Origin of the sequence: Kitasatospora sp. NPDC096204 (assembly GCF_044763205.1) — a bacterium.
In the GTDB taxonomy this organism is placed as follows: domain Bacteria; phylum Actinomycetota; class Actinomycetes; order Streptomycetales; family Streptomycetaceae; genus Kitasatospora.
The window spans coordinates 78217-101281 of the sequence record NZ_JBIWFT010000015.1 but is presented as its reverse complement, the minus strand read 5'-3'; the positions used below and the strand labels follow the sequence as shown (position 1 = coordinate 101281).

Genomic DNA, 23065 nt, shown 5'->3' with positions numbered 1-23065 from the left:
AGCACATGCGGGTACACCCGTACCGACTGGCCGGAGAGCCGGTCGAGATCAAGGTCCCCGAACGAGTGGACGACCTTCGGGAGTTCCGCACCTGGTGGACCGCCCACGCGGCGGCCGGCACCCTGCTGGGCTTCGACACCGAGACCACCGGCCTGGCCTGGACCGACCGAATACGCCTCGTCCAGCTCGGCGACACCCACACCGCGTGGGTGATCCCTGTCGAACTCGGCGGCCCGTTCCGCGCGGAGGCGATCGAGGCGCTGGCGAAGCTGCCGAACCTGGTGGCGCACAACCTGGCCTTCGACGCGCTGAAGGTGGACACCGAGTTCGGCATCAAGCTCGAAGACCTCTACCCACGTGCCCAGGACTCCCGGGTGACCGCCCATCTCCTGGACAGCCGCCATGACTACGAGGGCGGCGTCGGCCTCAGCCTCAAGCCGCTGTCGGCCTGGTACGTCGACCCGGCCTCGCCCGACACCCAGAACGACCTGACGAAGGTCTTCAACAGCCTGGGCTTGACGAAGGAGAACGGCTGGGCGCGGATCGCCCTCTCGCACAACGTCTACGAGCTGTACGCCGGTCTCGACGCTCTCCTTGTCGCCCGACTGCTGCCCAAGCTGCTGGAGCGGTACAAGGCCGAGGGCCTGCGCGCGGCGCTGCTGCCCTACGAACATCGGCTCGCCCTGGTGTGCGCCAAGCTCCAGCGCACCGGGATGCTGATCGACCCCGAGTACACGAAGGGCCTGGTCGGCCGGCTCGCGGACGAGAAGAAGTGGCACTCCGCGGTGGCTGCCCGCTTCGGCGTGGCCTCGGTGAACTCCCCGGACCAGGTGGCCGGCGCGCTGCTCGGGATGGGTGAGCGGCTGACGGAGAAGACGGACGGCGGCGCGCTGTCGGTGGCCAAGGAGGTGCTGCTGCCGATGGCGGACCTTGACCAGGACTGGCAGCGGCTCGGCATGCGCGAGCCCAACCGGCTCGCGGACGCCGTCCTGCGGGCCAAGAGAGCGGGGAAGTGGTCGACCAGCTACGCCGAGGCGATGTTGGCCAACCGCGACAGTCGCGACCGCATCCACCCGAAGATCAACCCGTTGGGCGCCCAGACCGGGCGCGCCTCGCACTCCGACCCCGCGATGGCGCAGCTGCCTTCCCACGGCTGGGAGGTGCGCCGGTGCGTGGTCGCCGAACCGGGCCACGTCTACTTCTCCGTGGACCAGCAGGCCGTCGAACTCCGCGTGCTGGCGGCGCTGTCGGGCGAATCCCGGATGATCCGGGCCATCGCCTCGGGCGCGGACCTGCACGGCTTCGCGGCCAAGATGATGTTCGGCGAGGACTACACGAAGGCCCAGCGCACCCTGGCGAAGATCGCCGGGCTCGGCACCGCCTACCAGGGCGGGGCCGCGACGCTGGCCAAGCAGACCGGCCAGCCGGTGGAGGTCATGCGCGACACCCTCCAGCGCTACAGCCGGGCCTTCCCCGGCATCAAGCGGTGGGCGCGGAGAATGCAGCGCACCGCGCTGGCGGAGAAGTGCACGATGACCACGGTCACCGGCCGCAGGCTCCACCTGGACCGCGACAAGCTGTACAAGTCCGTCGCGTACGCCTGCCAGTCCACAGCCCGCGACACGATGGGGCAGGCGCTGATCACGATGGACGACCAGGGCCTGACCCCCTACCTCACCATGTGGGTGCACGACGAGGTCGTAGGGACCGCCCCGAAGCGGGAGGCCGCGGACGTCGCCCAGGCGTGCGCGGACGCCATGAGGATGAGCCTGCTCGGGGTGCCGCTGGACACCGACGCCGAGGTCTACGGGCCTTCGTGGGCCGACGGCTACGGACTCCCGGAGGAGTGGGCCTATGCGGCGTGAGCCCGAGAGCGAGCACACGCAGTTCTGCGAGCTCTGCGACGACGAGAAGCCGCTCGGCCAGTTCGGCCGGCGCAAGCGCGCACCCACCGGGCGGGCGAACGTCTGCCGGTCGTGCGTGAAGGCCGCGAACCACAAGGCCAGCACGGACCCGGCCGTCGTCCGCAAGCGCCGGGACGCCCGGCTGCGCCGGATCTACGGCATCACCCTGGCCGAGTACGAGTTGATGGGCCGCCGCCAACGGTGGCGGTGCGCAATCTGCGGTCAGAGAGCCGTCGCTGGGGATCGCCTGGTGGTCGACCACGACCACGCCAAGCCAGTGGGCCAAGCCATCCGGAGGCTGCTCTGCCGAGGCGAGAACGCGGCCCTGGGCCATTTCGGCGACTCCTCCGCCCGACTCGACAAGGGCGCGCAATACCTCCGCGACCACGGCAAATGAGACCCAGCTCACATTACAATCACTTTACGTAATGTTGCCTGCTTATTTACATGATCGGGACCTGTGAACTAGGCCAAAAGTCCCAAAGGGGTCGTTGCCGACGAAGCAGCGCAACCCTTACTGTCTGCACGCAATCTTATGCATATTGGAACATCCTTCGGGAGCGGGAGTGGTGATGACGGGCCAACAGGGCGCCGCCCTCGCGGGCATTCGCCGCCTCCTGAGCCGAATCGCCCGCGCCCGTCGCCGTTTCATCGCGACAGCCACCACCCGGACCGTCCGGGACTTCTGGCGCGCGATCGGCATCACCGACGGGGGCGCGCTCCGCTTGGACCCGCTGCCCCGCCAGATCAAGCAACTGGAGTTGCGCGCGTTAGCCACCCTGCACACCCATAGGGCCGTGAGTCCCGAATCAGGCAGGGCCCGCTTCAGGCGGGCCCTGCACCTACTCATCACCCGCTGCATGGCGCTGTTCACGCGCTCTCTCGCCCTCTCGAACCCCGCGGCCACCCGCCGCAGCGCCCCGGAAGTCTGAATGCCGGCCTAATGGGAGCTACCGGGTTGTAGAAGACTCGGTGCCGTAGCCGCCAGCAGGTGAGCACTCTCGCCGCCGGAGCCGTTCGAGCTCTGAGGTCAGACCGTGCCCCGGCTGGTCGGCCGGGAGGCCAGACCGCTGATGGGGTGGCGTGCCCGCCCCCGAGGGCGTGAGCACTGGATCCATTAGGCCGCGCGCCGCGCCTTCCGCAGGCTGCTCGACGAAGTGAACGACCTGACAGGGAGGGCATGTTGCTGCTGATCGGCGATGACTGGGCGGAAGATCATCACGATGTCGAGATCCAGGACGAGACCGGCCGCAGGCTCGCCGCCGCGCGGCTGCCGGAGGGAGTGGAGGGCATCGCGAAACTCCACGAACTCCTCGCCCGCCACGGTGGCGAGAACCTGGACGCGGCCCGGGTGGTCGTCGGGATCGAGACCGACCGCGGCTCGTGGGTGCAGGCCCTGATCGCCTCCGGCTACCAGGTGTACGCGATCAACCCGCGCCAGGTCGCCCGGTTCAAGGAGCGGTACGCCACCTCCGGAGCCAAGAGCGACAAGGGCGACGCGCACGCACTGGCCGACATGGTCCGCATCGACCGCGACCAGCTGCGGCCTATCGCCGGCGACAGCGAGCAGGCCCAGGCCGTCAAGGTCGTCGCCCGCGCCCACCAGACCCTGATCTGGGAACGCACCCGCACCTTCCAGCGACTGCGAAGCACGCTGCGCGAGTACTTCCCCGCAGCCCTCACGGCCTACGCCGACCTGGCACTGACCAGCACGGACGCGCTCGAACTGCTCATCAAGGCGCCCACGCCCGCGACGGCCGCGAAGCTGACCCGCCCCCAGATCACCGCGGTCCTGGCCCGGGCCCGGCGCCGCAACCGGGACGAGAAAGCGGCCGCGATCCAGGCGGCGCTGCGCGAACCGCAGCTCGGCCTGCCCGAGCCGGTCACCGCCGCCTACGCGGCGGCCGCCGCCGCCCACGCGCGTGTGCTGATCGCGCTGAACGAGCAGATCACCGAGATGGAAGGGCAGGTGAAGGCCCATTTTCTCGCGCACCCGGACGCTGAGATCTACCTGTCGATGCCCGGCATCGCGGAGATCACCGGTGCCCGGGTGCTCGCCGAGTTCGGAGACGACGCCACCCGTTACGCGTCCGCCAAGGCCCGCAAGAACTACGCCGGCACCAGCCCCGTCACCAGGGCCTCCGGCAAGAGCCACACCGTCCAGGCCCGCTACGTCCGCAACAACCGGCTCGCCGACGCGTTGCAGACCCAGGCGTTCTCCGCCCTGCGGGCCTCGCCCGGAGCCCGCGCCTACTACGACAAGCAGCGCGCCCGTGAGGCCGGCTACAACCCCGCCCTGAGGCAGGTCGGCAACCGCCTGGTCGGCATACTCCACGGCTGCCTCAAGACCCGCACCCTCTACGACGAGGCAACCGCCTGGTCACACCACGCCCAAGCCCTCGCCGCTTGACACCCAACGACATGGGGTGTCTGACCTGACCTCAGGCCTCTCCAGGCCCCTGCCCTTCGGCTGAACCGAACCGGCAGGGGCTTTGTCATGCCCTGACGCGGCCCGAGCGCCGGCCGCTGGCTTCGCCATGCCCTTTTGCGGTCCGCCGCGCGGCGATACCGCACGCCCTGATTACTGTCCTGTACATGCCAAGGAATTTCCATGTCCTCCCCCTGCATCACCCCCGCCCTCATCCGCCAGGCCCAGACCCCCAAGCCCCTGCCCGCCCTCACCGGCGTGGGCAAGCTCGACCGGGGACGCGTCGCAACGGAGGAGATCCTGAACGGGCTTGAGGGCATCGCCCGGTCCATCTCCCGCAAGCGGGCCCAGCAGATGGAGGGCGACAGCCATCAGGCCGCCCAGGACATCGCCCAGGAGATGCGGCTGAGCTTCTGGCGCGCCCTCCAGGACTGGGACGTCGACGGCCCCAACACCGCCGAGTTCACCTCGTACGCCTTCCAGCGGGCCAAGCTCGACGGCCGGGCCGCCGCCACCCGCGAGATCGCCCCCGCCGCACCGAGGTCAGCCGCGGGCGCCTTCATGGGTGCCCTCTCCCGCAGCGGCGGGGACGTCGAGGCCGCGAAGGACGAACTGGTCAACCACCCGGACGCCAAGCGGCGGTTCACCCCCGAGCACGCCGACTTCGTCGCCGCCGCCTTCGTCCGCCCCGCGCCGATCGCCGCCGTCTCCGAGGGCTCGCTTGAAGCCTCGCCCACCCAGGACCCGGACCACCTGGTCGAGTACAGCGCGCTCGGCACCACCCCACGTACCGCCCGCCTGCACCTGGCCGTCACCGGCGGCCGGCCGGTCGTCGGCGCTGCGACCACGGCGGGCTGGTGCACCGACCTCCAGCCTTCCCTCGCGCATAACCCACTCGCTGTCTCCCGTGACGCCGTGCGCTGCAAGGGCGTGAAGGTGACCGGCGCGAAGCGCGGGAAGCACGCCACCGGGGCCATCGTCGATCACACCGCGGAGGCCGAGACCAGCGCCCGCTTCGCCGCCGCCGCCCAGGTGAAGGCCGTCGAGCTGCTGGCCCGCATGTCCCCGACCGAGGTCGCCATCGCCCACCTCGCCTACGGCTTCGACGGCAACCCACCGATGCTCACCGACGCCGGGAAGCTCGACGCCGCCGCGATAGCCGAGGCCCTGGGCAAGACCCCCGGCACGGTCAAGGCCACCTGGTCGCGCGCCATGCGCAAGCTGCGGGCCGCCGCGTGAAGGCCGCTGTTAACCGCCCTGCCTCAACCCTGGCGCACCCCCACGGAGAGGCCCCAGAGCGATGAAGTCCCCAGTCGGAACCTACGAACTGACCGGAGGCGCGACCCTGCGCGTCTTCGCCGGCCACGACGACAGCGACGGCTACGGCCTGGAGATCACCCGCGACGGCCAGACCGTCCGCTACGACGCCGGGCACTCCGCCCGCGAAGTCCACGCGTTCGTAGCCCTGTTCACCTGAGGAGGAGAGAGAAGACCATGATCGAGCCCCTGATGCCGCCCGCCCCCGAGCAGCAGACCGTCCACTACGGCGAGCAGCGTTTCCCCTGCAAGTACGACGGGCCCCGCGACTACGCCAGGCTCCACGTGGACGGCGAAGGCGACATCGGCCTCCTCGTCCACTGCGGAGAGACCGCCGCCTCCATCTACCTCCACCCCGAGGTCGCCGAGCAACTGGGCGACGCCCTGGTCCAAGCCGCCGCCCAGTCCCGCACCACAGCGCTGGAGATCGAGCGCATGCGCCAGGAGGAGGCCGAGGCCGCCCGACGCCTCGGCGAGATGGAGGCCGCCCGCCAGGCCGAGGAAGCTCGCCAGGCCGGGCTGCCCTACCTCGCGGCCGGCGGCTCGACCTCGCCCACCGCCTTCCCGCAGCCCGCCCTGGCCGACATGCTCACCGCCCCGCAGCCGATCGTCCCCGAGATACCGCCGCAGCTGCCGACCTTCGCGGACGTGATGCTGCCGCAGCCCGGCACCGCGGAGCGCGAGCGCGCGTTCCTGCGCGCCTCCGAACTTCTCGGTCCGGACGCCGGAGTGGCCTCCAAGATCGCCATGGCGAACTACCTGCTGAAGGGAGCGGCGTGATTCTCCGAACGAGGAGGCTTCTTCGATCGCTATAGACAAGTCTGCGGATGGCTGGGATTCGCCTGACCGTAAGTTTCCATTAGCTTTACTGTATGGATGCACTGTTGCTCCCCCCGCTCACCCGACCTATGGGAGGACTTCGTGAACATCCGCCGTCGCATGGCCATCCTCGCTGGTTCCACAGCCATAGCAATCGGTCTATCCGTCGCTTTGGCTCCCAGCGCCAGCGCCGCCACCTACAGTGGCACATCCCCGAAGGGGGGATATGGCGTCGCTGAGATTAGCCACACCCGGAGCTTCTATGCCTGCGACCTTGGCAACCCCGACGGGTTCCGGGTAGTCGCCCACTTGTGGCCTGACGGATACAACTACCGCTGGGTCCAGGACGCGGACGGCTCGAACAACGGCTGCGGCACGCCACTCCAGCTCACGCTCCCCGTCGGTACCACCTACACCATCCAGGTCTGTCTCCGTGACGGCGCAGGTGGCATCGACACCTATTGCAGCGATCCGGAACGAGGCACAATCCTCACCTGACCCCGCTAGACCCGCTTTTGGCGTGTCTGACCTTCCTCCCGAGCGTGCGACGCCAGGGGCTCGCGCGCCTCGCTGTGAATCATCAGACCCTGCCCCGGGCCGCCCGCGACTACGAAGCCCGCACCCCGGCGGGCGAACGCGTCATCGTCGTCGAAACCGAGCACTCCGCGCCCGGCCAGCTCACCCGAACGGTCGTCCCCCTCCCGGAGCACGTGGCGCTCGACCTCGCCACCGACATTGAGACCGTCGGATGGTGACCCCTGTCTGACCCAGCACGAAGGCCCCCGGCTGGCACTGTCATCGGTGCTGACCGGGGGCCTTTTTCTGTTACGCCGCCTTCGGCTTCGTGCGTTTGCTCTTCCCAGGCTTGACGCGGTCGGCATCCATCGCTGGCTCCGGCGGCTTCCACACGATCCGAATCCGGTCGGCCGTCACCCGCTGCCCTCGGTAGGCCGCCTTCTTCAGGTAGACCCTGTCGATGGCAAGTTGCAGCAGGCTCCGCTGGTACCCCCCGGTAGAGGCCTCCCACAGCTTTGCCCGACGCGCTGGATCTGTAAGGACGCTGATGTCTCCGGTCGGCTGGGCGATCTTCTCCCACTCCGCACGAGCCGCCTCGACGTCCTCCACGGCTGCGCGCCTCAGCTTGACGAAGGTCGCCTCACCGTCCCGTCCACCGTAGGCTCCGGCCGCGTTCAACCGGTCGAGACGGGCCACCGCCTCCTCCGCGAGCTTCATCTGCCCGCGAGCCTCCTGTTCGGCGTTGCTCTCCTCAGGCTGGGACAAGGCAACCCACCCCTTGGCCACGGCGAGCATCGTCGGGTCCAGCGGATCATGTTCATCGAGACGCGCTTCCCACTGCCTCTTGATCTCCGTGAACGTCGAATTTCGATTGATCGAGACAGGGTCAGGGCACTCTCCTCCCGTAACCGAGAGGTAGCACCCGAGCGCTGTGCCACGGAGTGTCGCCCGGCTCCCGCAGCCCTCACAGTAAGTGGGGAACCTCGCCAGGGGATGGGGATCGGCTTTCGTCTCGTCCGACCAGGACACCCCGAACCCCTGGGGCAGCTCGACGCCGGCCGCGATACGGCGGTGGCGGTCCCAGACCTCCTGGGGGATCGTCTTGGCCCCCTTGGCGAAGACCTTCACCTTCTTGCCCTTGGAGTTCAGGTAGACCTGCGCGATGCTGTTGACGGTGATCGCCTGCCACCCCAGATAGACCGGATGCCTGAGGATCTTACTGATGGTCCCGTGACTCCACAGGCCGCCGGTCGGCGACGGGATGCCGTCGCGCGCGAACCCCAACGCAATCTGCCGGATGGACTTTCCGTCGGCAGCCTCGTAGTGGATTCGCTCGATGTTGGGCCAGTTCTTGTCGTTCTTGAGCTTCCGCTTCTTGGTGACACGGGTGCCGTACGGGGCGGCCCCCAGCCACAGGCCCATCTCACGCTGCTCTGCCTTCGTGCTCTTCAGCTTCGCGGACAGACGCTCGCTGAACTCGCGGTCCTCCTCGGCATTCTGGATGATGTACTTTCGGTCCCGCGGCTCAGCCGAGTCCAGTCGGTTGTAGTCGAAGATGAGCCGCTTCCCGGGCTCGTCCAGAATCTTCAGCACGTCTCCCGCGCCCTTGCGGGAATAGCGCGAAGAGTCGTAGACCCAGAGCGCCTGGGTGTCTCCGACGAGAAGCGCGTGAACAGCGGCGTCGAAGTCGGGCCGCTTCACGTTCCGTTTGAACGCGGAGACGTTCTCGCGCCAGACATGGCGGACGCGGTAGCCGTTCTCCCCGGCCCACTCGCGCCCGCGCCGCTCCTGGGCCTTGATGGACAGGATGTCGCGGGTGGCCACCCCGCGGACCTCCTGCGACTTGCGGAGCAGAAGGTCAACCAAGGGAAGATCGTCGTAGTTCGTGCCCACCACTGTTCCACCGTCCTGTCAGGTGGAGACCCCCGCAACCCGGAGGTGTAGGGGTGTCCACTCGCCTAACAAGGACGACCCCAACTTCTCGCTGCAGCGCGTCACCGAGCGCCGCGGCCAGGACGCCCGTACCGACGGCCTGTTCGCCCTCGACGACAAGGCGCAGAAGGACCTGGTCCGGGTCTTCCTCGCCACCCGCGAGGAGCTGCAGGGCAAGCGGATCGACGAGGTCTTCTCGCGGAACTTCCTCGACAGCAACTTCTGGCTGTACTGGCGCACCATGTTCGCCTTCGAGGAGTGGCACGGCGCGCTGGAGATGAAGCTCTACCTGCACCGCTTCATCCATCACATCGGCGGCCTACCGGACCTGTCCGCGCTGAAGTTCACCAAGTACAACCAGTACGAGTCGATGGTCCTGCCGCTGACCCGCTGGCTGATGGACCAGGGCGTGCGGTTCCGCTACGAGGTCGAGGTCACCGACATCGACTTCGACCTCTCCCCCGCCACCGCGGACGCCCCCGCGCGCAAGCAGGCCACCCGGATCCACTGGCGGGAGGCCGGCCGGGAGGGCGGGGTGGACCTCGGCCCGGACGACCTGGTGTTCACCACCATCGGCTCGCTCACCGAGAACTCCGACGACGGCGACCACCACACCCCCGCCCGGCTGGACGAGGGCCCCGCCCCGGCCTGGGACCTGTGGCGCCGGATCGCCGCCAAGGACCCGGCCTTCGGCCGCCCCGAGGTGTTCTGCGGCGACATCCCCCGGAGCAAGTGGGAGTCGGCGACCGTCACCACCCTGGACCCGCGCATCCCCCGCTACATCCGGAAGGTCGCCAAGCGCGACCCGTTCGGCGGCGGCGTGGTCACCGGCGGCATCGTCACCGCCAGGGACTCCTCCTGGCTGCTGAGCTGGACGGTCAACCGCCAGCCGCACTTCAAGAAGCAGCCCGCCGACCGGGTCGTCGTCTGGGTCTACTCACTGTTCGTCGACCGCCCCGGCGACTTCGTGCGCAAGCCGATGCAGGACTGCACCGGCGAGGAGATCACCCAGGAGTGGCTGTACCACCTGGGCGTGCCGGTCGGGGAGATCCCCGAGCTGGCCGCGAACGCCGCCCGCTGCGTGCCGGTGATGATGCCGTACGTGACGTCCTTCTTCCTGCCCCGGCACGCGGGCGACCGGCCGGACGTGGCGCCCGAGGGCTCCGTCAACTTCGCCTTCATCGGCCAGTTCGCGGAGACCACCCGGGACTGCGTCTTCACCACCGAGTACTCGGTGCGCACCGGCATGGAGGCCGTCTACCGGCTGCTCGACGTCGAGCGCGGCGTGCCCGAGGTGTTCAACTCCACCTACGACGTGCGCAAGCTGCTCGCCGCCACCACCCGGCTCCGGGACGGCGCCGAACTCGACCTGCCCGGGCCGGAGTTCCTGCGCAAGCGGCTGCTGCGCCGGCTGGAGGCCACCGAGATCGGCGAGCTGATGCAGGAGTTCGGCCTGATCGAGGACGAGCGGAGGTAGCCGCCCGAGACGGAAGACGGGAAACGGAAGACGGAAGACGGAAAACGGAAGGGGGGCGGGCCCCGGGGCCTGCCCCCCTTCGTCGTGCCCGCTCACCCGTCGCGCCCGCTCACCGTTCCCCGAGCAGTCGCAGGTGACATGAATGATGCTATCGTCAGTAGCACCATGTTGCTGAAGCTGGACATCGGGGACACCCGACCGCTGCACGAACAGGTCGCCGGCGCGATCAGACGGGCCGTCGCCGAGGGCGAGTGCGCCCCCGGGGACAAGCTGCCCCCGGCCCGGGAGCTCTCCCGGGCGCTGGGGGTGAACACCAACACCGTCCTGCGCGGGTTGCGCACGCTGCGCGACGAGGGGGTGCTGGAGTTCCGCCGGGGCCGCGGCATCACGATCGCGACCGGCGCCGACACCCGCTCCGAACTGGTGGACCGGGTACGGAAGTTGGTCGAGGACGCGGCCAGGGCCGGCTACAGCAGGAACGATCTCGTGGACATGATCAGGGGGCTGTCGTGACGGACGAGGGGACGACTTCGACGAGGGCGGCGGAGGAGCGGCCGGCACACCGCGGTGCGGTCTGGGCGGCGGCGACCTGGTCGGCGGGCGTGCTGGCCCTGCTGATCGCGCTGCCACTGGTGGCGCGTGACCGCCTGCCCGACCCGCTGGCCACCCACTGGGGCGGACGGGAACCGGACGACTCGATGTCGCTGACGGCCGCCGTGCTCTTCCCGGCGGCGTTCTGGGCGGTCCTGGTGCTGACCGCGGTGGCCCTGCGGCGGTACCGGGGCAACCTGGCACCCGGCGCCGCGGCGACCACGCTGGCGGCCGGCGGGGTGCTGCTGACGGGCGCGCAGGCCTCCATCGTGCACGCCAACCTGGACCGTGCCCGCTGGCAGGACGCCGCGCCGATGGGCATCGAGGTGGTCCTGATCCTGCTGGCCACCGGCCTCGCCGGGCTGCTCGCCCGACTGGCGAGCCGCCACTACGGCACCCGGCCCGCGCCGCGCCCGGCGGCCGGGGCACCGGCGCTGGAGGTGCCGCCGGGCTCGCACCTCGTCTGGCTCTCCCACGCCGCCAACCCGTGGCTGCAGCTGGCCGCCGCGGTGTTCGGGCTGGCGGCGGTGGCCGTGGCGGTGGCCACCACCAGCGGGGTGACCGACGTGGGTTGGCCGCTGGTCCTGCTGCTCGCGCTCCCGGCCCTCACCATGCTCGTCTGCTCCTCGGTGCGGGTACGGGTGACCGCCGCCGGCCTGACCGTCGGCTTCGGCCCCTTCGGGTGGCCGGCCCGCCGCTGGTCCCCCGCCGAGCTGGACTCCGCCCGCGTCGAGCGGCGCACCGCCGCCCAGGCAGGCGGCTGGGGCTACCGGATCAACGGGCTCGGCACCACCGTGATGCTGCGCGGGGGCGCCTGCCTGGTGGTCCGCACCCGCCGGGGGACGGACTTCGCGGTCAGCGTCGACGACGCCGAGCGCGGGGCGGCCCTGCTCACCGCGCTGATCGCGCGCACCCGGCAGCCCACCGGCTGAACCGGCGGTGCAGCGGTTCGGACGGCGGGGCGGCCCGTACCACCGTCAGGACTCCCCCGCGCGCAGTTCGGTGGCGATCTGCCGCCGCCCGGCCACCAGCGTCTCCAGCACCACCCCGAGGCAGGCCACCAGCGCCAGGCCCGCCGTGGGCAGCAGCACCGGCAGCGCCGCCGGATCCAGGGCGTGGCCGGCCGCGGCGCCGACCAGGGTGGAGAGGTCGAAGGCCGACCCGAGCAGGACGGCCGCCGCCACCGCGACCAGCCCGCCGCCGGCGGCCGCCACCAGGGGCCTCGGCAGCGCCTCCACGAGGATCAGCGCCAGCCCCTGCCGGGGCCGCAGGCCCATGGTGCGCAGCCGGGCGAGCACGGCCGTACGGTCGGCCGCGGCGAGCAGGACGGTGACGAACGCGAGGGCCGCCATGAGCAGGGCGGCCGCCGGGTTCGCGCGCAGCCGGGTACGGACCCAGCGCGCCGGGTGGTGGGCGGTCCCGGGGGTGCCGGGGGTTCTCGGGGTGCCTGGGGTGGCGGCCTCGGTGGTCAGCGTCTCCTCCACGGGGCGAGATCGTACAGATCGATTCCGCTTCGGCCAGGCGTGGTCGGACTGGTGGTGGCCGCTCTTCCGCGCCCTCGGCGGGGATGTGAACCGAGCGGGTGCGCGCAGCCGTGAAAGATGGTGCCCAGGGGTGCTCCTGACGGTCATCGAGGGCGTAAACCGCTCAAATCGGTGGTGCTTCGAACGCTGATGCGGGTACACCAATTGACGGTCGCTCAGGTGTGTGGCGGCGCCCGTCCGCACCGCCCACCCCGTCCCACGCGGCCGGAGGACCAGCGGGCCCGCGGGCCCGTGCGAAAGGCAAGGAGGCGTCCGTGACTCACGACTCGCGCACGCAGAACTCCCCCGGCGTCCGGCGGAGCATCCAGGACGTTCGGACCATCGCGATCCTGCGCCTCGGCGTCGGCCTGATCGGCATCCTGCTGCCGCCGGCCCTGCCGTTCGGCAACTGGCTGTCCGCCGTGGTGACGGGGCGCAGCACGGACGGCTTCTGGCCGGTCTCGATGAGCGCCTCGTACTACACCGACACCCGGAACCTCTTCGTCGGCGGACTGTGCGCCCTCGGGGTGTTCCTGATCTGCTACCGCTTCGACCGCAGGGACGACCGCTGGAGCACGGCGGCCGGCTTCTTCGCGCTCGGGGTGGCGCTGTGCCCGACGTCCGCCGGGGGCGGGTCCGGTGTCCAGCGCACCGTCGGGGTGTTCCACCTGGTCTTCGCCGGCCTGCTGTTCGTCATGCTGGCGATGTTCTGCCTCTACTCCTTCCGCAACCCGCGCTCCGCCCAGCCCACCCGGGTGGGCACGGCGTACCTGGTGGCCGGGGTGGTGATCCTGGCCGCCCTGGGGCTCTCCGTCCTGGCCGGGGTGACGGGCGTCGGCTCGGACTGGTCGGTACGGCCGCTCTACCTGGGCGAGTGGCTGGCGACCTGGGCCTTCGGCACAGCCTGGATCGGCGCCGCACTCGAACTCGCGGCGCACGGCCGTCGGCCGTCCTCCGACGGGGGTGACACCGCGGCCACCGTGCTCCCCCGGCAGTCGGACGCCGCCACGGCCGACCGGAGGCACCCTGAGGCACAGGCCTGAGAGCCGCGTCCGAGAGTCGAGCCTGCGGGGCGAGCCTGAGGGCCAGTCATCTCATCACACTGGACGACCGTTACCATGCGCACCATGGGCCGCTGCCACGGCGGCCCATGACGGATGCCCAGCAACGGGAGAGCGAGCATGGCGAACGAGATCCGGGTCGAGCACGGTCCGCACGAGGATCCCCCGTCGGTGGACCTGCGGATGGACGTTCCGCACTCCGCCCGGGTCTACGACTACCTCATCGGCGGCAAGACCAACTTCGAGGCGGACCGGACCGCGGCGCACGCCTCGGTGCAGGCCTGGCCGTCGCTTCCCATCTCGATGCGCACCACCCGCGACTTCATGCAGCGCACGGTGCGCCAACTCGCCGAGCAGTACGGCGTACGGCAGTTCCTCGACATCGGCACCGGCATCCCGACCTCGCCGAACGTGCACGAGATCGCCCAGGCGATCGCACCCGAGGCCCGGGTCGCGTACGTGGACAACGACCCGATCGTGCTGACCCACGCCCGCGCCCTGATGGACAGCACGCCCGAGGGCCGCACCTGTTACGTGGACGCGGACTTCCGCGACCCGGAGTCGATCATCGGCGACCCCCGGCTGCGCGAGGTGCTCGACTTCTCGCAGCCGGTGGCGCTGTCGCTGATCGCGATCGTCCACTTCGTGCTGGACGAGGACGACCCGCAGGGCATCGTGCGCCGCTTCATGGACGCCCTGGCGCCGGGCAGCTTCCTCGCCCTGACCGTCTTCACCGGGGACACCGACCCGGTGGGGGTCGGCGGCGTGGGTCGCGAGTACAACGCCCGCGGCATCCCGCTCCAGATCCGCGACAAGGCCGAGACGGAGGCCTTCTTCGCGGGCTACGAACTGCTCGACCCGGGGGTCACGCTGGTGCACCACTGGCGGCCGGACGCCGGGGCCGCGCCCGTCCGCGACCAGGACATCGCGATGTACGCGGGCGTGGCGGTCAAGCGCTGAGCGACCGGCGCCCCACGGCCGAGCGCGGAATCGTTCCCGCGGTGGCGGGGCCCGGTCAGCCGGACACGGAGACCAGGCCCGCCTCGTACGCCAGGATGACCAGCTGCACCCGGTCCCGGGCGTCGAGCTTGGCCAGCAGCCGGGTCATGTACGTCTTGACGGTCGCGATGCTGAGCACCAGTTCGGCGGCGATCTCGGAGTTGGACAGGCCCCGGCCGACCAGGGTGAGGATCTCCCGCTCGCGCCCGGTGATCGCCGCCAGCCGCCGCTCGGCGGCGGAGTCGGTGGCGGAGTCGGTGGCGGCAACCGCGGCCGCGGCTGGAGCGGCGGCCGCGGCGAACGCCCCGATCAGCCGCCGGGTGACGCTCGGCGCGATCAGCGCGTCCCCGGCGGCGACCACCCGCACCGCGCCGAGGATGTCCTCCAGCGCCATGTCCTTGACCAGGAAGCCGGACGCCCCCGCGTGCAGCGCCGCGTACACGTGCTCGTCCTCGTCGAAGGTGGTGAGCACCACCACCCTGGTCGGCCCGCCGTCCGCGGTCACCAGCCGGGTGGCCTCGATGCCGTCCATGCCTGGCATCCGGATGTCCATCACCACGACGTCCGGCCGCAGTTCGGCGGCCAGCCGGACGGCCTCCGCCCCGGTGCCCGCCTCGCCGACCACCTCGACGTCCGGCGTCTCCGCGATCACCATCTCCAACGCGGCACGCACCAGCGGCTGGTCGTCGGCCAGCACCACCCGGATCACGCGCCCGCCTCCTCGACCGACGACCCAGGACCCGACACCAGCGCCGACACCGAAACCGACACGGGCACCGACACGGGCACCGACAGCCGGGCGGCCACCCGGAAGCCGCCCCCGGGCAGCGGCCCGGCCTCGAACTCGCCGCGCAGCAGGGCGACCCGCTCCCGCAGCCCGGCCAGCCCGAACCCGCCGCCCGGCCCCTTCCCAGGGCCACCGCCCCGGTCGGTGACCTCGACCGACAGCTCCCCCGCCGCCCGGTGGTCCACCGTGACCACGCAGGCGCCGACGTCCGCGTGCCGCACCACGTTGGTCACCGACTCCTGGACGATCCGGAAGGCCGCGAGGTCGACCTCCGGCGGCAGCGGCCCCGGTTCGCCGTGCCGCCGCACCTCCACCCGTACCCCAGCGGCAGTGGTCGCCCCGGCCAGCCGGTCGAGGTCCGCCAGGCCCTGCGGCACCGTGGCCGAGGCCTCGCCGTCGGCCCGGCGCAGCACGACCAGCATCCGGCGCAGCGCGGCCAGGGACTCCCGTCCGGCGGCCTCGATCTCGCCCAGCGCCTGCTTGGCCCGCTCCGGCCGACGGTCGATCACCCGGCGGGCGGCGCCGGCCTGGAGGGCGACGATGCCGAGGCTGTGTGCGACGGTGTCGTGCATCTCCCGGGCGATCCGCAGCCGTTCGACGGTGACCGCCTCCTCGGCCGCCCGGGCGCTGAGCGCCTCGGCGTGCTCCCGGTTCTGCCGCACCGAGCGGCCGACCAGCCAGGCGACCAGCGCGAGCAGCGCGGCGCCGTCGGCCGAGCCGATGTGGGTACCGGTGAAGATGCCCACCGTGTTGCCGTGCACCATGCCGATGTGCAGCACCAGGAAGGCCATGACCAGCGCGAACGCGGCCCGGGAGCTGCGCCGCGGCCGGGTCGCGGTGATCAGGCAGAGCGCGGTGTCCACCGCGAGCAGGGCGCCGGGCGGCACCTGCGCACCGCCGGCCCAGCCGTCGGTCTCGGTGAACGCGGCGATCAGCAGCAGGACGACGGAGAGCACCGGCAGCCGTCGTACCAGCGCCGCGCCCGCGAAGGCCACCGCCGTGTCGGCCAGGGTGAACGCCCAGCCGCCGTGGGCGGCGGCGCCGGGGTGCTGCGCGGCCTGGCCGCCGAGCCGGACGGCGGGGTAACCGGCCGCCACGCACCAGGCGAGGCCGACCCAGACCTCGGGCGGAACGCGCCGGAGCAGCGGCGGGGAGGGGGGTGAGGGCATGGTCCACGATCGTAACGACGGTCCTGGACGCCGTCATCCAACCGTGGTTGTACGGCCCCGGCTGGCCTCCGGTGGCTCGCGGTGTCGACACCGGTCCGATGTGCCCGCCCCACGATCCCCGGCACCGTGGAGCCCATGATCGAAGTCACCGAGCTGACGAAGCGCTACGGTCGCGGCCACCGCGTCCGCACCGCCGTCGACCGCCTCTCCTTCACCGTCCGGCCCGGCCGGGTCACCGGCTTCCTCGGCCCCAACGGCGCGGGCAAGTCCACCACGCTGCGGCTGGTCCTCGGCCTGGGCGACCCGACCTCCGGCACCGTCACCGTGGACGGCCGCCCCTTCCGCGACCGGCCGCGCGGCCTGCGGCACGCCGGCGCCCTGCTGGACGCGGGCGACGCCCACGGCGGGCGCACCGGCCGGGCCCAACTGCGGGCGCTGGCCCGCGCCAACGCGATCCCGGCCGCCCGGGTCGAGCAGGTGCTGCACGAGGTCGGGCTCACCGAGGCCGCCGGGCGCCGGATCCGCGGCTACTCGCTCGGCATGCGGCAGCGGCTCGGCATCGCCGGCGCGCTGCTCGGCGACCCGCCGGTGCTGCTGTTCGACGAGCCGCTGAACGGGCTGGACCCGGAGGGCGTGCTCTGGGTGCGCGGGCTGTTCCGGCGGCTCGCCGCCGAGGGCCGGACCGTCTTCGTCTCCAGCCACATGATGGCCGAGATGGAGCACACCGCCGACCACCTGGTGGTGATCGGGCGCGGCCGGCTGCTCGCCGACGAGAGCCTCACCGAGTTCGCCGCCCGAGCGGGCCTGCGCGCCATCACCGTCCGGGCCGCCGAACCCGAGCGGCTCACCGCCGTGTTGACGACGGCCGGCGCCACCGTCCGGCCCGGCCCGGACGGCGAACTCGCGGTGAGCGGCCTGGACGCCACCCGGATCGGCGAACTCGCCCTGGAGCAGCGCCTGTTGCTGCACGCCCTGACCACCCGGGGCGCCTCCCTCGAGGAGGCGTTCATGGACCTGACCGCCGACAGCGTCGAGTACCCCGCCGGAGGACCCCGTTGAGCACCCTGCCCGCCTCGCCCCGCACCGGCCCCGCCTCGCCCCGCACCGGCCCCGCCTCGCCCCGCACCGAACCGCGCGCCCGCTTCGGCGACCTGCTGGCCGCCGAGTGGATCAAGTTCTGGTCGCTGCGCTCGGTCCCCTGGGTGCTCGGCCTCAGCGCCGTGGCGATCGTCGCCGACGGCCTCAAGTCCGCGCTCTACACCCGCGACCACTACACCCCGGGCGAGGGTGACCCCGCGGTCATGGCGCAGGTGGCGCTCAACGACGCCTTCAACCTCGCCTCCGCCGACATCCTGATGCTGGTCGCGGGCGGCCTCGGCGCGCTCGCCATCGCGGGCGAGTACGCGACCGGTCTGATCCGCACCACCTTGGCGGCCGTGCCCGACCGCCGGGCGGTGCTCGTCGCCAAGGCCTGCGTACTGGCCGCCGTGCTGTTCGGCTACGGGGTGCTCACCGTCGGTGTCTCCTTCGGCGGGAGCCAGGCGATCCTGTCCGGGACGGGCATCGGACAGTCCGTCACCGATCCGGCCGCGCTGCGGTACGTCGCGGCTGCGGTGCTGTTCGGCCCGGTCTGCGCCCTGGTCAGCCTCGGCCTCGGCACCCTGATCCGGCACGGCGCGGGGGCCGTGGTGGCCACCGTCGGGGTGCTGTTCTTCGTCCCGTCGCTGATCACCGAGCGCTACCGCTGGAGCGCCGACCTGCTGCACGCCCTGCCGCTGCCCGCCTGGCAGCGCCTGGCCCGGACCACCCTGGCGGGCCTGCGCCCGTCCGAGTACCCGGCCACCGTCACGGGCGCCTGGACCACCTTCGCGGTGTGGTCGCTGGCCTCGGTGGCCGTCGCGGCACTCGCCATCCACCGCCGGGACCACTGACGGCCCACCTGCCCGGCACGACGCGAAGCACGGCACAGCACGGACCGCGGCCCGGCGCGAAGCACCGCCGCTCAGAACGCCGCGATGCTGCCCGGTGCCCGCTCGGCCCGGCTGAGCGCCCGCAGCACGGCCGCCCGGCCGTGCCGCCGGACGGCCAGCCGGGCCAGCAGGCCGATCACCGACTCGGCGGTCTCCGCGGGCAGTTCGGGCCCGTCCACGGCGACGCTCACCGCCAGGTCGTCGCCGTGGACGGCCAGTTCCATCGTCCGGGTGGCCAGCAGGTCGTCGAGGGTCAGTGCCCACGGGCCCCAGAACGGCAGCCTGGCAGGCCGGGTGGCGTCCGCCGCCGCCAGGGTGTCCGCGAGCTCCGGCAGCACGGCGGCGAGCCGGCGGTGCAGCACGGCCGGCCCGTCGGCCGCGAAGGCCTCACTGCCCTGCCGGATCCGCACGTTGACCTCCGCGTCGAGCGCCGCACCGACCCAGGCCGACCGGGCGTAGTGGTCCAGCAGCCCGACCACCGGCTCCGCCGGTACGGGCGCGGCCAGCACCTCCGGCACGCACAGGACCTGGTAGGCCAGGTGCCCGGCCAGCCCGCCGACGCTCCACTGCGCCAGCGCGCTCGGCCGCCGCCAGGCCCGGGCCACCTCCGGGCGGCGCAGCAGCTCCTCGGCTGCCGCCGCGGCGGCCAGGAAGTCCGTCCGGGCGCCCGTCACGACTCGCCTCCGCTGCTCGGCCCGTCCCCCACCCGCGGTCCGTCTCCGCCGCTCGGCCCGTCCCCGACCCTCGGCCCGTCTCCGCCGCGCGGTCCGTCTCCGCCGCTCGGCCCGTCCCCCACCCGCGGCCCGGTGGCCCGGAAGCTGCCCCGGCCCGAGGCCATGTCGGCGACCGCCACCAGCAGCGCCGCCAGCACCAGGCCGGCCGCGACCGTCACGCCAAGTTGGAAGGCCAGCGCCCAGTCCGGGCGGGGCCCGGTCGCGCGGGCGAAGAACACCGAGCCGACGACGGCGATGCCCACCGCCGACCCGACCCGCTGCGCGGTCTGCAGCACCCCGCCCGCGCTGCCCGCCCGGGCCACCGGCACCTGCTGGAGGGTCAGCGTCTGGTTCGGGGCGATCACCAGCCCGCTGCCCGCCCCGGCGACCAGCAGTGGCAGCGCCGTCGTCCACCCCACGCGGGGCCCCGACCACAGCTGCACCGCCAGCGCCGAGGCCAGCAGTCCGGCCAGCACCAGCAGCAGTCCGGCCACCACCAGCCGCCGCCCGAGCCGGCTCACCAGCCGCCCGCCCACCGCCGCGGACACCCCCGAGCCGACCGCGAACGGCGTGACGGCCAGGCCCGCCGTCAGCGCCGAGTAGTGCAGGCCCGCCTGGAGGTAGAGCGTGAAGATGAAGAAGATCGCGGTGAACCCGGCGAAGTACACCAGCGACAGCAGCGTTCCCGCCGCGTACGGCCGCACCGCGAACAGCGCCATGCTCACCAGCGGTTCGCGCCGCCGCCCGTAGTGCAGCTCCCAGCCGACGAACACGGCGAGCAGCACCGCCGCCAGCGGCAGCAGCAGCCAGCGGGCCCAGCCGTGCCACTGCTGGGCCTGGACGAACGGCAGCAGCAGCGAGACCGTCCCGGCGCCGAGCAGCAGCACGCCGACCGGGTCGAAGTCCCGGTGCCCGGCCCGCTGGTCGGCGGGCGGCGGCTCCGGGAGCAGCCGGTAGGCGATCGGCAGCAGGGCGACGCCGATCGGCAGGTTGACCAGGAACACCCAGCGCCAGCCGTTCTCCGGGCCGACGGCGTGGATCAGCAGCCCGCCGAGCAGTGGCCCGACGGCGGTGGACAGCCCGATGGTCGCGCCGAGGGCGCCGAAGGCCCGGCCGCGCTCCGCGCCCTGGAACAGCACCTGGATGAATCCGGACACCTGCGGCACCAGCACGCCGCCGGCCGCGCCCTGGAACAGCCGGGCGAGCACCAGCCACTCCTGGCTCTGCGCCGCGCCGGCGAGCGCGCTGGCCACGGTGAACAGGGCGAGCCCGGCGAGGAAAACGGCCCGCCGGCTGCGCGCGTCGCCGAGCCGCCCGGCGGGCACCAGCACCAGGCCGAAGGCCAGCGCGTAGCCGCTGAGCACCCACTGCAGGCCGCTGTCGGACATGTGCAGCCCGACCCGTACGGTCGGCAACGCGACGTTGACGATGCTGACGTCCAGCAGGGTCATGAAGCCGGCGACCAGGCAGACGGTGAGCGCCCGCCAGCGCCGGGCGGCGGCCCGGGCGCCCACGGCGGTGGCTCCGGGCTGTTTGGGGTTCGTGGTGCTGCGCGGGGGGTCGGCGTTCATGGGAGCCTCCCGGGGGCCGGGGCTTCCCGGTCGACATCCTGGTCGACGGGGCATCCTGGTCGATGGGGCGTCCTGGGTCGACGGGTGATCGTCGGTCGGCTTGGCTCGGATCATCGTCGCCCGGCCCACCTGTGCCCGCCACCCGGGCGGATTCCACCCACTGTCACCCGGACGGCCGAATCGGATCGCGACCGCCGCCCGCACCCCGGAGGCTGACGGCATGACCGTCGCCACCGAGACCGCGCCCTCCGCCCCTCCGGTGCTGGACGTCCGGCAGCGGAACGTCGTCTTCGCCACCATCGTGCTCGGCGTGCTGCTGGCCGCCCTCGACCAGACCATCGTCGGCACCGCGCTGCCCACCATCGTCGCGGACCTCGGCGGGGCCGCGCACATGTCCTGGGTGGTGACCTCCTACCTGCTGGCCGAGACCGTGGCCACCGTGCTGGCCGGCAAGTTCGGCGACCTGTACGGGCGCAAGCTGCTGTTCCAGATCTCGGCCGTCGTCTTCGTCGCCGGCTCGTTCCTGTGCGGCCTGGCCACCGACATGACCCTGCTGATCACCTGGCGCGCCGTGCAGGGCTTCGGCGCGGGCGGTCTGATGGTCACCTCCATGGCGCTGATCGCTGACGTCATCCCGCTGCGCGAGCGCGGCAAGTACCAGGGCGCGATGGGCGCGGTGTTCGGCGTCGCCACGGTGATCGGGCCGCTGCTGGGCGGGCTGTTCACCGACCACCTGTCCTGGCGCTGGGCGTTCTACGTCAACGTTCCGCTCGCGGTCGTGGTGGTCGCGGCGGCGGCCCGGACCATCCCGTCCGTCCGCTCGGCGACCCGCCCGGTCGTCGACTACCTGGGCATCGTGCTGGTCGCGGCCGGAGCCGGCGCGCTGATCCTGGCGACCAGTTGGGGCGGCAACCAGTACGCCTGGGGCTCCGGGGTGATCATCGGCCTGTTCGTCGGCGGCGCGCTGGCGCTCGGCCTGTTCTGCTGGGTGGAGACCCGGGCCGTCGAACCGATGCTGCCGATGCGGCTGTTCCGCAACCCGGTGTTCACGGTCTGCTCGGTGCTCAGCTTCATCGTCGGCTTCGCCATGCTCGGCGCGCTGACCTTCCTGCCGACCTTCCTCCAGTACGTGGACGGCGACTCGGCGACCGTCTCCGGCGTCCGGACGCTGCCGATGGTGCTCGGTCTGCTGATCGCCTCGGTCGCCAGCGGCAACGCGGTCAGCAAGACCGGGCAGTACCGGCTGTTCCCGATCGTCGGCACGGCGGTGATGGCCCTCGGCCTCTACCTGCTCTCCCGGCTGGAACCCGACACCGGATCCGTACTCGCCTCGCTCTACATGTTCGTGCTCGGCGCCGGCATCGGGCTGAGCATGCAGGTGCTCACCATCGCCGTGCAGAACACCGTCGACTACGCCGACCTCGGCACCGCCACCTCCGGGGTGACCTTCTTCCGCACCATCGGCAGCTCCTTCGGCACGGCGGTGTTCGGCACCATCTACGCCAACAGCCTGAAGACCGAACTCGCCGACGGGATCGCCACCGCCGCCCGGCTCACCGGCGCCGACCCGGCCGCGCTCACCCACGCCGCGCAGAGCCCCCAGGGCCTGCACCAGCTGCCCGCCGACCAGGCCGCGCCGATCGTGCAGGCCTACTCCGACGCCCTGCACACCGTGTACCTGTGGACCATCCCGGTGGCCGTGATCGGCTTCGTGGTGTCGCTCTTCCTCAAACAGGTGCAGCTGCGCGACACCGCCCGGGCCGGCTCCACCGACATGGGCGAGGCGTTCGCCCAGCCGACCACCGCCGACGCCGACCCGCACCTGGAGTACGCGGTGTCCTCGCTCGTGCGCGGGGTGGACCTCGACACCGTCCGGACGATCGTCTCCGGCGCCGGCACCCGGGTGGACCTGGCCGGGGCCTGGGCGCTGATGGAGGTGGCCGGCCACACCAAGGCCGTCGGTTACGCCTCGCTGGACCTCGTCGGCGCCCGCAAACGGGTGCCGCCCGAAGTCCTGGAGCCGGTCTTCGACCGGATGGCCGCCGAGGGCTACCTGCTCCGCGACGGCGACCACCTCTCCCTCACCGAGGCCGGCACCCAGGAGGTCCGCACCCTCGCCCACGCCTGGTCCGGCTGGCTCAACGCCCGCCTCGACGCCGACGCCGGCCGCCCCCGCAGCCCCCGCCTGCGCGCCGCCGCCGACGCCATCGCCTGGCGCCTTCTGGTCGAGGACCTCGCCAACGGCCTCCCGGCCCACGCCCGCCCGACGGACGGCGCGACGGTCTAGG

The 23065-nt window shown here is 72.2% G+C and carries 23 protein-coding genes; 17 read left to right on the top strand and 6 right to left on the bottom strand.

Annotated features, from left to right (window positions below):
- Positions 1 to 5 precede the first annotated feature (5 nt).
- From ACIQ87_RS18525 to ACIQ87_RS18485, 9 genes are all read left to right on the top strand, one after another.
- Positions 6 to 1865 carry a DNA polymerase gene (locus tag ACIQ87_RS18525; RefSeq protein ID WP_402407571.1) on the top strand — a complete coding sequence of 620 codons (1860 nt, stop codon included), beginning with the start codon at positions 6 to 8 and terminating at the stop codon, positions 1863 to 1865.
- Positions 1855 to 2301, top strand: coding sequence for an endonuclease domain-containing protein (locus tag ACIQ87_RS18520; protein WP_402407569.1), 447 nt, complete (start codon positions 1855 to 1857; stop codon positions 2299 to 2301). The genes ACIQ87_RS18525 and ACIQ87_RS18520 overlap by 11 nt, the downstream gene beginning before the upstream one ends.
- Positions 2302 to 2476: 175 nt before the next feature.
- Positions 2477 to 2836: a hypothetical protein gene (locus tag ACIQ87_RS18515; RefSeq protein ID WP_402407567.1), complete on the top strand. Its 360-nt coding sequence runs from the start codon at positions 2477 to 2479 to the stop codon at positions 2834 to 2836.
- Between the two features lie 251 nt (positions 2837 to 3087).
- Complete coding sequence (locus ACIQ87_RS18510; RefSeq protein WP_402407852.1) at positions 3088 to 4314, top strand: IS110 family transposase; 1227 nt, start codon at positions 3088 to 3090, stop codon at positions 4312 to 4314.
- Positions 4315 to 4515: 201 nt separating this feature from the next.
- Positions 4516 to 5571 (top strand): hypothetical protein, encoded by a 1056-nt coding sequence (locus ACIQ87_RS18505; RefSeq protein ID WP_402407565.1) that lies wholly within the window; start codon positions 4516 to 4518, stop codon positions 5569 to 5571.
- A gap of 61 nt (positions 5572 to 5632) precedes the next feature.
- Positions 5633 to 5809, top strand: a complete 177-nt coding sequence (locus tag ACIQ87_RS18500) for a hypothetical protein (RefSeq protein WP_402407563.1) — start codon at positions 5633 to 5635, stop codon at positions 5807 to 5809.
- A 17-nt stretch (positions 5810 to 5826) separates the two neighbouring features.
- Positions 5827 to 6429 (top strand): hypothetical protein, encoded by a 603-nt coding sequence (locus ACIQ87_RS18495; RefSeq protein ID WP_402407560.1) that lies wholly within the window; start codon positions 5827 to 5829, stop codon positions 6427 to 6429.
- 159 nt (positions 6430 to 6588) lie between these two features.
- Positions 6589 to 6966, top strand: a complete 378-nt coding sequence (locus ACIQ87_RS18490; protein ID WP_402407557.1) for a hypothetical protein — start codon at positions 6589 to 6591, stop codon at positions 6964 to 6966.
- Between the two features lie 74 nt (positions 6967 to 7040).
- Positions 7041 to 7223, top strand: coding sequence for a hypothetical protein (locus ACIQ87_RS18485; protein WP_402407555.1), 183 nt, complete (start codon positions 7041 to 7043; stop codon positions 7221 to 7223).
- 70 nt (positions 7224 to 7293) lie between these two features.
- On the opposite strand, the gene ACIQ87_RS18480 is transcribed toward ACIQ87_RS18485, so the two are convergent.
- The gene (locus ACIQ87_RS18480; protein ID WP_402407553.1) at positions 7294 to 8877 is read right to left on the bottom strand and encodes a recombinase family protein; all 1584 of its coding nucleotides are present in this window, start codon (positions 8875 to 8877) and stop codon (positions 7294 to 7296) included.
- A gap of 22 nt (positions 8878 to 8899) precedes the next feature.
- On the opposite strand from ACIQ87_RS18480, the gene ACIQ87_RS18475 reads away from it, so the two are divergent.
- The 3 genes from ACIQ87_RS18475 to ACIQ87_RS18465 all read left to right on the top strand — a co-directional run bounded on the left by ACIQ87_RS18475 (position 8900) and on the right by ACIQ87_RS18465 (position 11916).
- Positions 8900 to 10393: an oleate hydratase gene (locus ACIQ87_RS18475; protein ID WP_402407551.1), complete on the top strand. Its 1494-nt coding sequence runs from the start codon at positions 8900 to 8902 to the stop codon at positions 10391 to 10393.
- Positions 10394 to 10558: 165 nt separating this feature from the next.
- Complete coding sequence (locus ACIQ87_RS18470; protein WP_402407550.1) at positions 10559 to 10906, top strand: GntR family transcriptional regulator; 348 nt, start codon at positions 10559 to 10561, stop codon at positions 10904 to 10906.
- Positions 10903 to 11916 (top strand): DUF1648 domain-containing protein, encoded by a 1014-nt coding sequence (locus ACIQ87_RS18465; RefSeq protein ID WP_402407549.1) that lies wholly within the window; start codon positions 10903 to 10905, stop codon positions 11914 to 11916. Before ACIQ87_RS18470 ends, ACIQ87_RS18465 begins: the two co-directional genes overlap by 4 nt.
- A gap of 45 nt (positions 11917 to 11961) precedes the next feature.
- Here ACIQ87_RS18465 and ACIQ87_RS18460 read toward each other — a convergent pair whose 3' ends face one another.
- A complete protein-coding gene (locus ACIQ87_RS18460; RefSeq protein WP_402407546.1) occupies positions 11962 to 12468 on the bottom strand; it encodes a hypothetical protein in 507 nt (168 codons plus the stop codon).
- 314 nt (positions 12469 to 12782) lie between these two features.
- Between ACIQ87_RS18460 and ACIQ87_RS18455 the strand changes: the two genes are divergently transcribed.
- Entirely contained in the window at positions 12783 to 13550 is a 768-nt protein-coding gene (locus ACIQ87_RS18455; RefSeq protein ID WP_402407545.1) for a hypothetical protein, read from the top strand.
- A 138-nt stretch (positions 13551 to 13688) separates the two neighbouring features.
- Positions 13689 to 14528, top strand: a complete 840-nt coding sequence (locus tag ACIQ87_RS18450; RefSeq protein ID WP_402407543.1) for an SAM-dependent methyltransferase — start codon at positions 13689 to 13691, stop codon at positions 14526 to 14528.
- 55 nt (positions 14529 to 14583) lie between these two features.
- Here ACIQ87_RS18450 and ACIQ87_RS18445 read toward each other — a convergent pair whose 3' ends face one another.
- Together ACIQ87_RS18445 and ACIQ87_RS18440 are read right to left on the bottom strand one after the other, a co-directional pair.
- Positions 14584 to 15222 carry a response regulator gene (locus tag ACIQ87_RS18445; RefSeq protein WP_402407850.1) on the bottom strand — a complete coding sequence of 213 codons (639 nt, stop codon included), beginning with the start codon at positions 15220 to 15222 and terminating at the stop codon, positions 14584 to 14586.
- 50 nt (positions 15223 to 15272) lie between these two features.
- Positions 15273 to 16523: a sensor histidine kinase gene (locus tag ACIQ87_RS18440; protein ID WP_402407540.1), complete on the bottom strand. Its 1251-nt coding sequence runs from the start codon at positions 16521 to 16523 to the stop codon at positions 15273 to 15275.
- Positions 16524 to 16658: 135 nt separating this feature from the next.
- On the opposite strand from ACIQ87_RS18440, the gene ACIQ87_RS18435 reads away from it, so the two are divergent.
- Positions 16659 to 17582, top strand: coding sequence for an ABC transporter ATP-binding protein (locus tag ACIQ87_RS18435; RefSeq protein WP_402407537.1), 924 nt, complete (start codon positions 16659 to 16661; stop codon positions 17580 to 17582).
- The gene (locus ACIQ87_RS18430) at positions 17579 to 18454 is read left to right on the top strand and encodes an ABC transporter permease (protein WP_402407534.1); all 876 of its coding nucleotides are present in this window, start codon (positions 17579 to 17581) and stop codon (positions 18452 to 18454) included. Before ACIQ87_RS18435 ends, ACIQ87_RS18430 begins: the two co-directional genes overlap by 4 nt.
- A gap of 71 nt (positions 18455 to 18525) precedes the next feature.
- On the opposite strand, the gene ACIQ87_RS18425 is transcribed toward ACIQ87_RS18430, so the two are convergent.
- Positions 18526 to 19167, bottom strand: coding sequence for a maleylpyruvate isomerase N-terminal domain-containing protein (locus ACIQ87_RS18425; RefSeq protein ID WP_402407532.1), 642 nt, complete (start codon positions 19165 to 19167; stop codon positions 18526 to 18528).
- Positions 19164 to 20777: an MFS transporter gene (locus tag ACIQ87_RS18420; RefSeq protein WP_402407530.1), complete on the bottom strand. Its 1614-nt coding sequence runs from the start codon at positions 20775 to 20777 to the stop codon at positions 19164 to 19166. The genes ACIQ87_RS18425 and ACIQ87_RS18420 overlap by 4 nt, the downstream gene beginning before the upstream one ends.
- 220 nt (positions 20778 to 20997) lie before the next feature.
- On the opposite strand from ACIQ87_RS18420, the gene ACIQ87_RS18415 reads away from it, so the two are divergent.
- The gene (locus tag ACIQ87_RS18415; RefSeq protein ID WP_402407528.1) at positions 20998 to 23064 is read left to right on the top strand and encodes an MDR family MFS transporter; all 2067 of its coding nucleotides are present in this window, start codon (positions 20998 to 21000) and stop codon (positions 23062 to 23064) included.
- The last annotated feature ends 1 nt before the right edge of the window (position 23065 follow it).

Excerpts from the sequence above, each read along its gene's own strand:
- ACIQ87_RS18525 (WP_402407571.1), top strand. The coding sequence starts at position 6 with ATGCGGGTACACCCGTACCGACTGGCCGGAGAGCCGGTCGAGATCAAG.
- ACIQ87_RS18520 (WP_402407569.1), top strand. The coding sequence starts at position 1,855 with ATGCGGCGTGAGCCCGAGAGCGAGCACACGCAGTTCTGCGAGCTCTGC.
- ACIQ87_RS18515 (WP_402407567.1), top strand. The coding sequence starts at position 2,477 with ATGACGGGCCAACAGGGCGCCGCCCTCGCGGGCATTCGCCGCCTCCTG.
- ACIQ87_RS18505 (WP_402407565.1), top strand. The coding sequence starts at position 4,516 with ATGTCCTCCCCCTGCATCACCCCCGCCCTCATCCGCCAGGCCCAGACC.
- ACIQ87_RS18500 (WP_402407563.1), top strand. The coding sequence starts at position 5,633 with ATGAAGTCCCCAGTCGGAACCTACGAACTGACCGGAGGCGCGACCCTG.
- ACIQ87_RS18495 (WP_402407560.1), top strand. The coding sequence starts at position 5,827 with ATGATCGAGCCCCTGATGCCGCCCGCCCCCGAGCAGCAGACCGTCCAC.
- ACIQ87_RS18490 (WP_402407557.1), top strand. The coding sequence starts at position 6,589 with ATGGCCATCCTCGCTGGTTCCACAGCCATAGCAATCGGTCTATCCGTC.
- ACIQ87_RS18470 (WP_402407550.1), top strand. The coding sequence starts at position 10,559 with ATGTTGCTGAAGCTGGACATCGGGGACACCCGACCGCTGCACGAACAG.
- ACIQ87_RS18450 (WP_402407543.1), top strand. The coding sequence starts at position 13,689 with ATGGCGAACGAGATCCGGGTCGAGCACGGTCCGCACGAGGATCCCCCG.
- ACIQ87_RS18445 (WP_402407850.1), bottom strand. The coding sequence starts at position 15,222 with ATGGTGATCGCGGAGACGCCGGACGTCGAGGTGGTCGGCGAGGCGGGC.
- ACIQ87_RS18440 (WP_402407540.1), bottom strand. The coding sequence starts at position 16,523 with ATGCCCTCACCCCCCTCCCCGCCGCTGCTCCGGCGCGTTCCGCCCGAG.
- ACIQ87_RS18435 (WP_402407537.1), top strand. The coding sequence starts at position 16,659 with ATGATCGAAGTCACCGAGCTGACGAAGCGCTACGGTCGCGGCCACCGC.
- ACIQ87_RS18420 (WP_402407530.1), bottom strand. The coding sequence starts at position 20,777 with ATGAACGCCGACCCCCCGCGCAGCACCACGAACCCCAAACAGCCCGGA.
- ACIQ87_RS18415 (WP_402407528.1), top strand. The coding sequence starts at position 20,998 with ATGACCGTCGCCACCGAGACCGCGCCCTCCGCCCCTCCGGTGCTGGAC.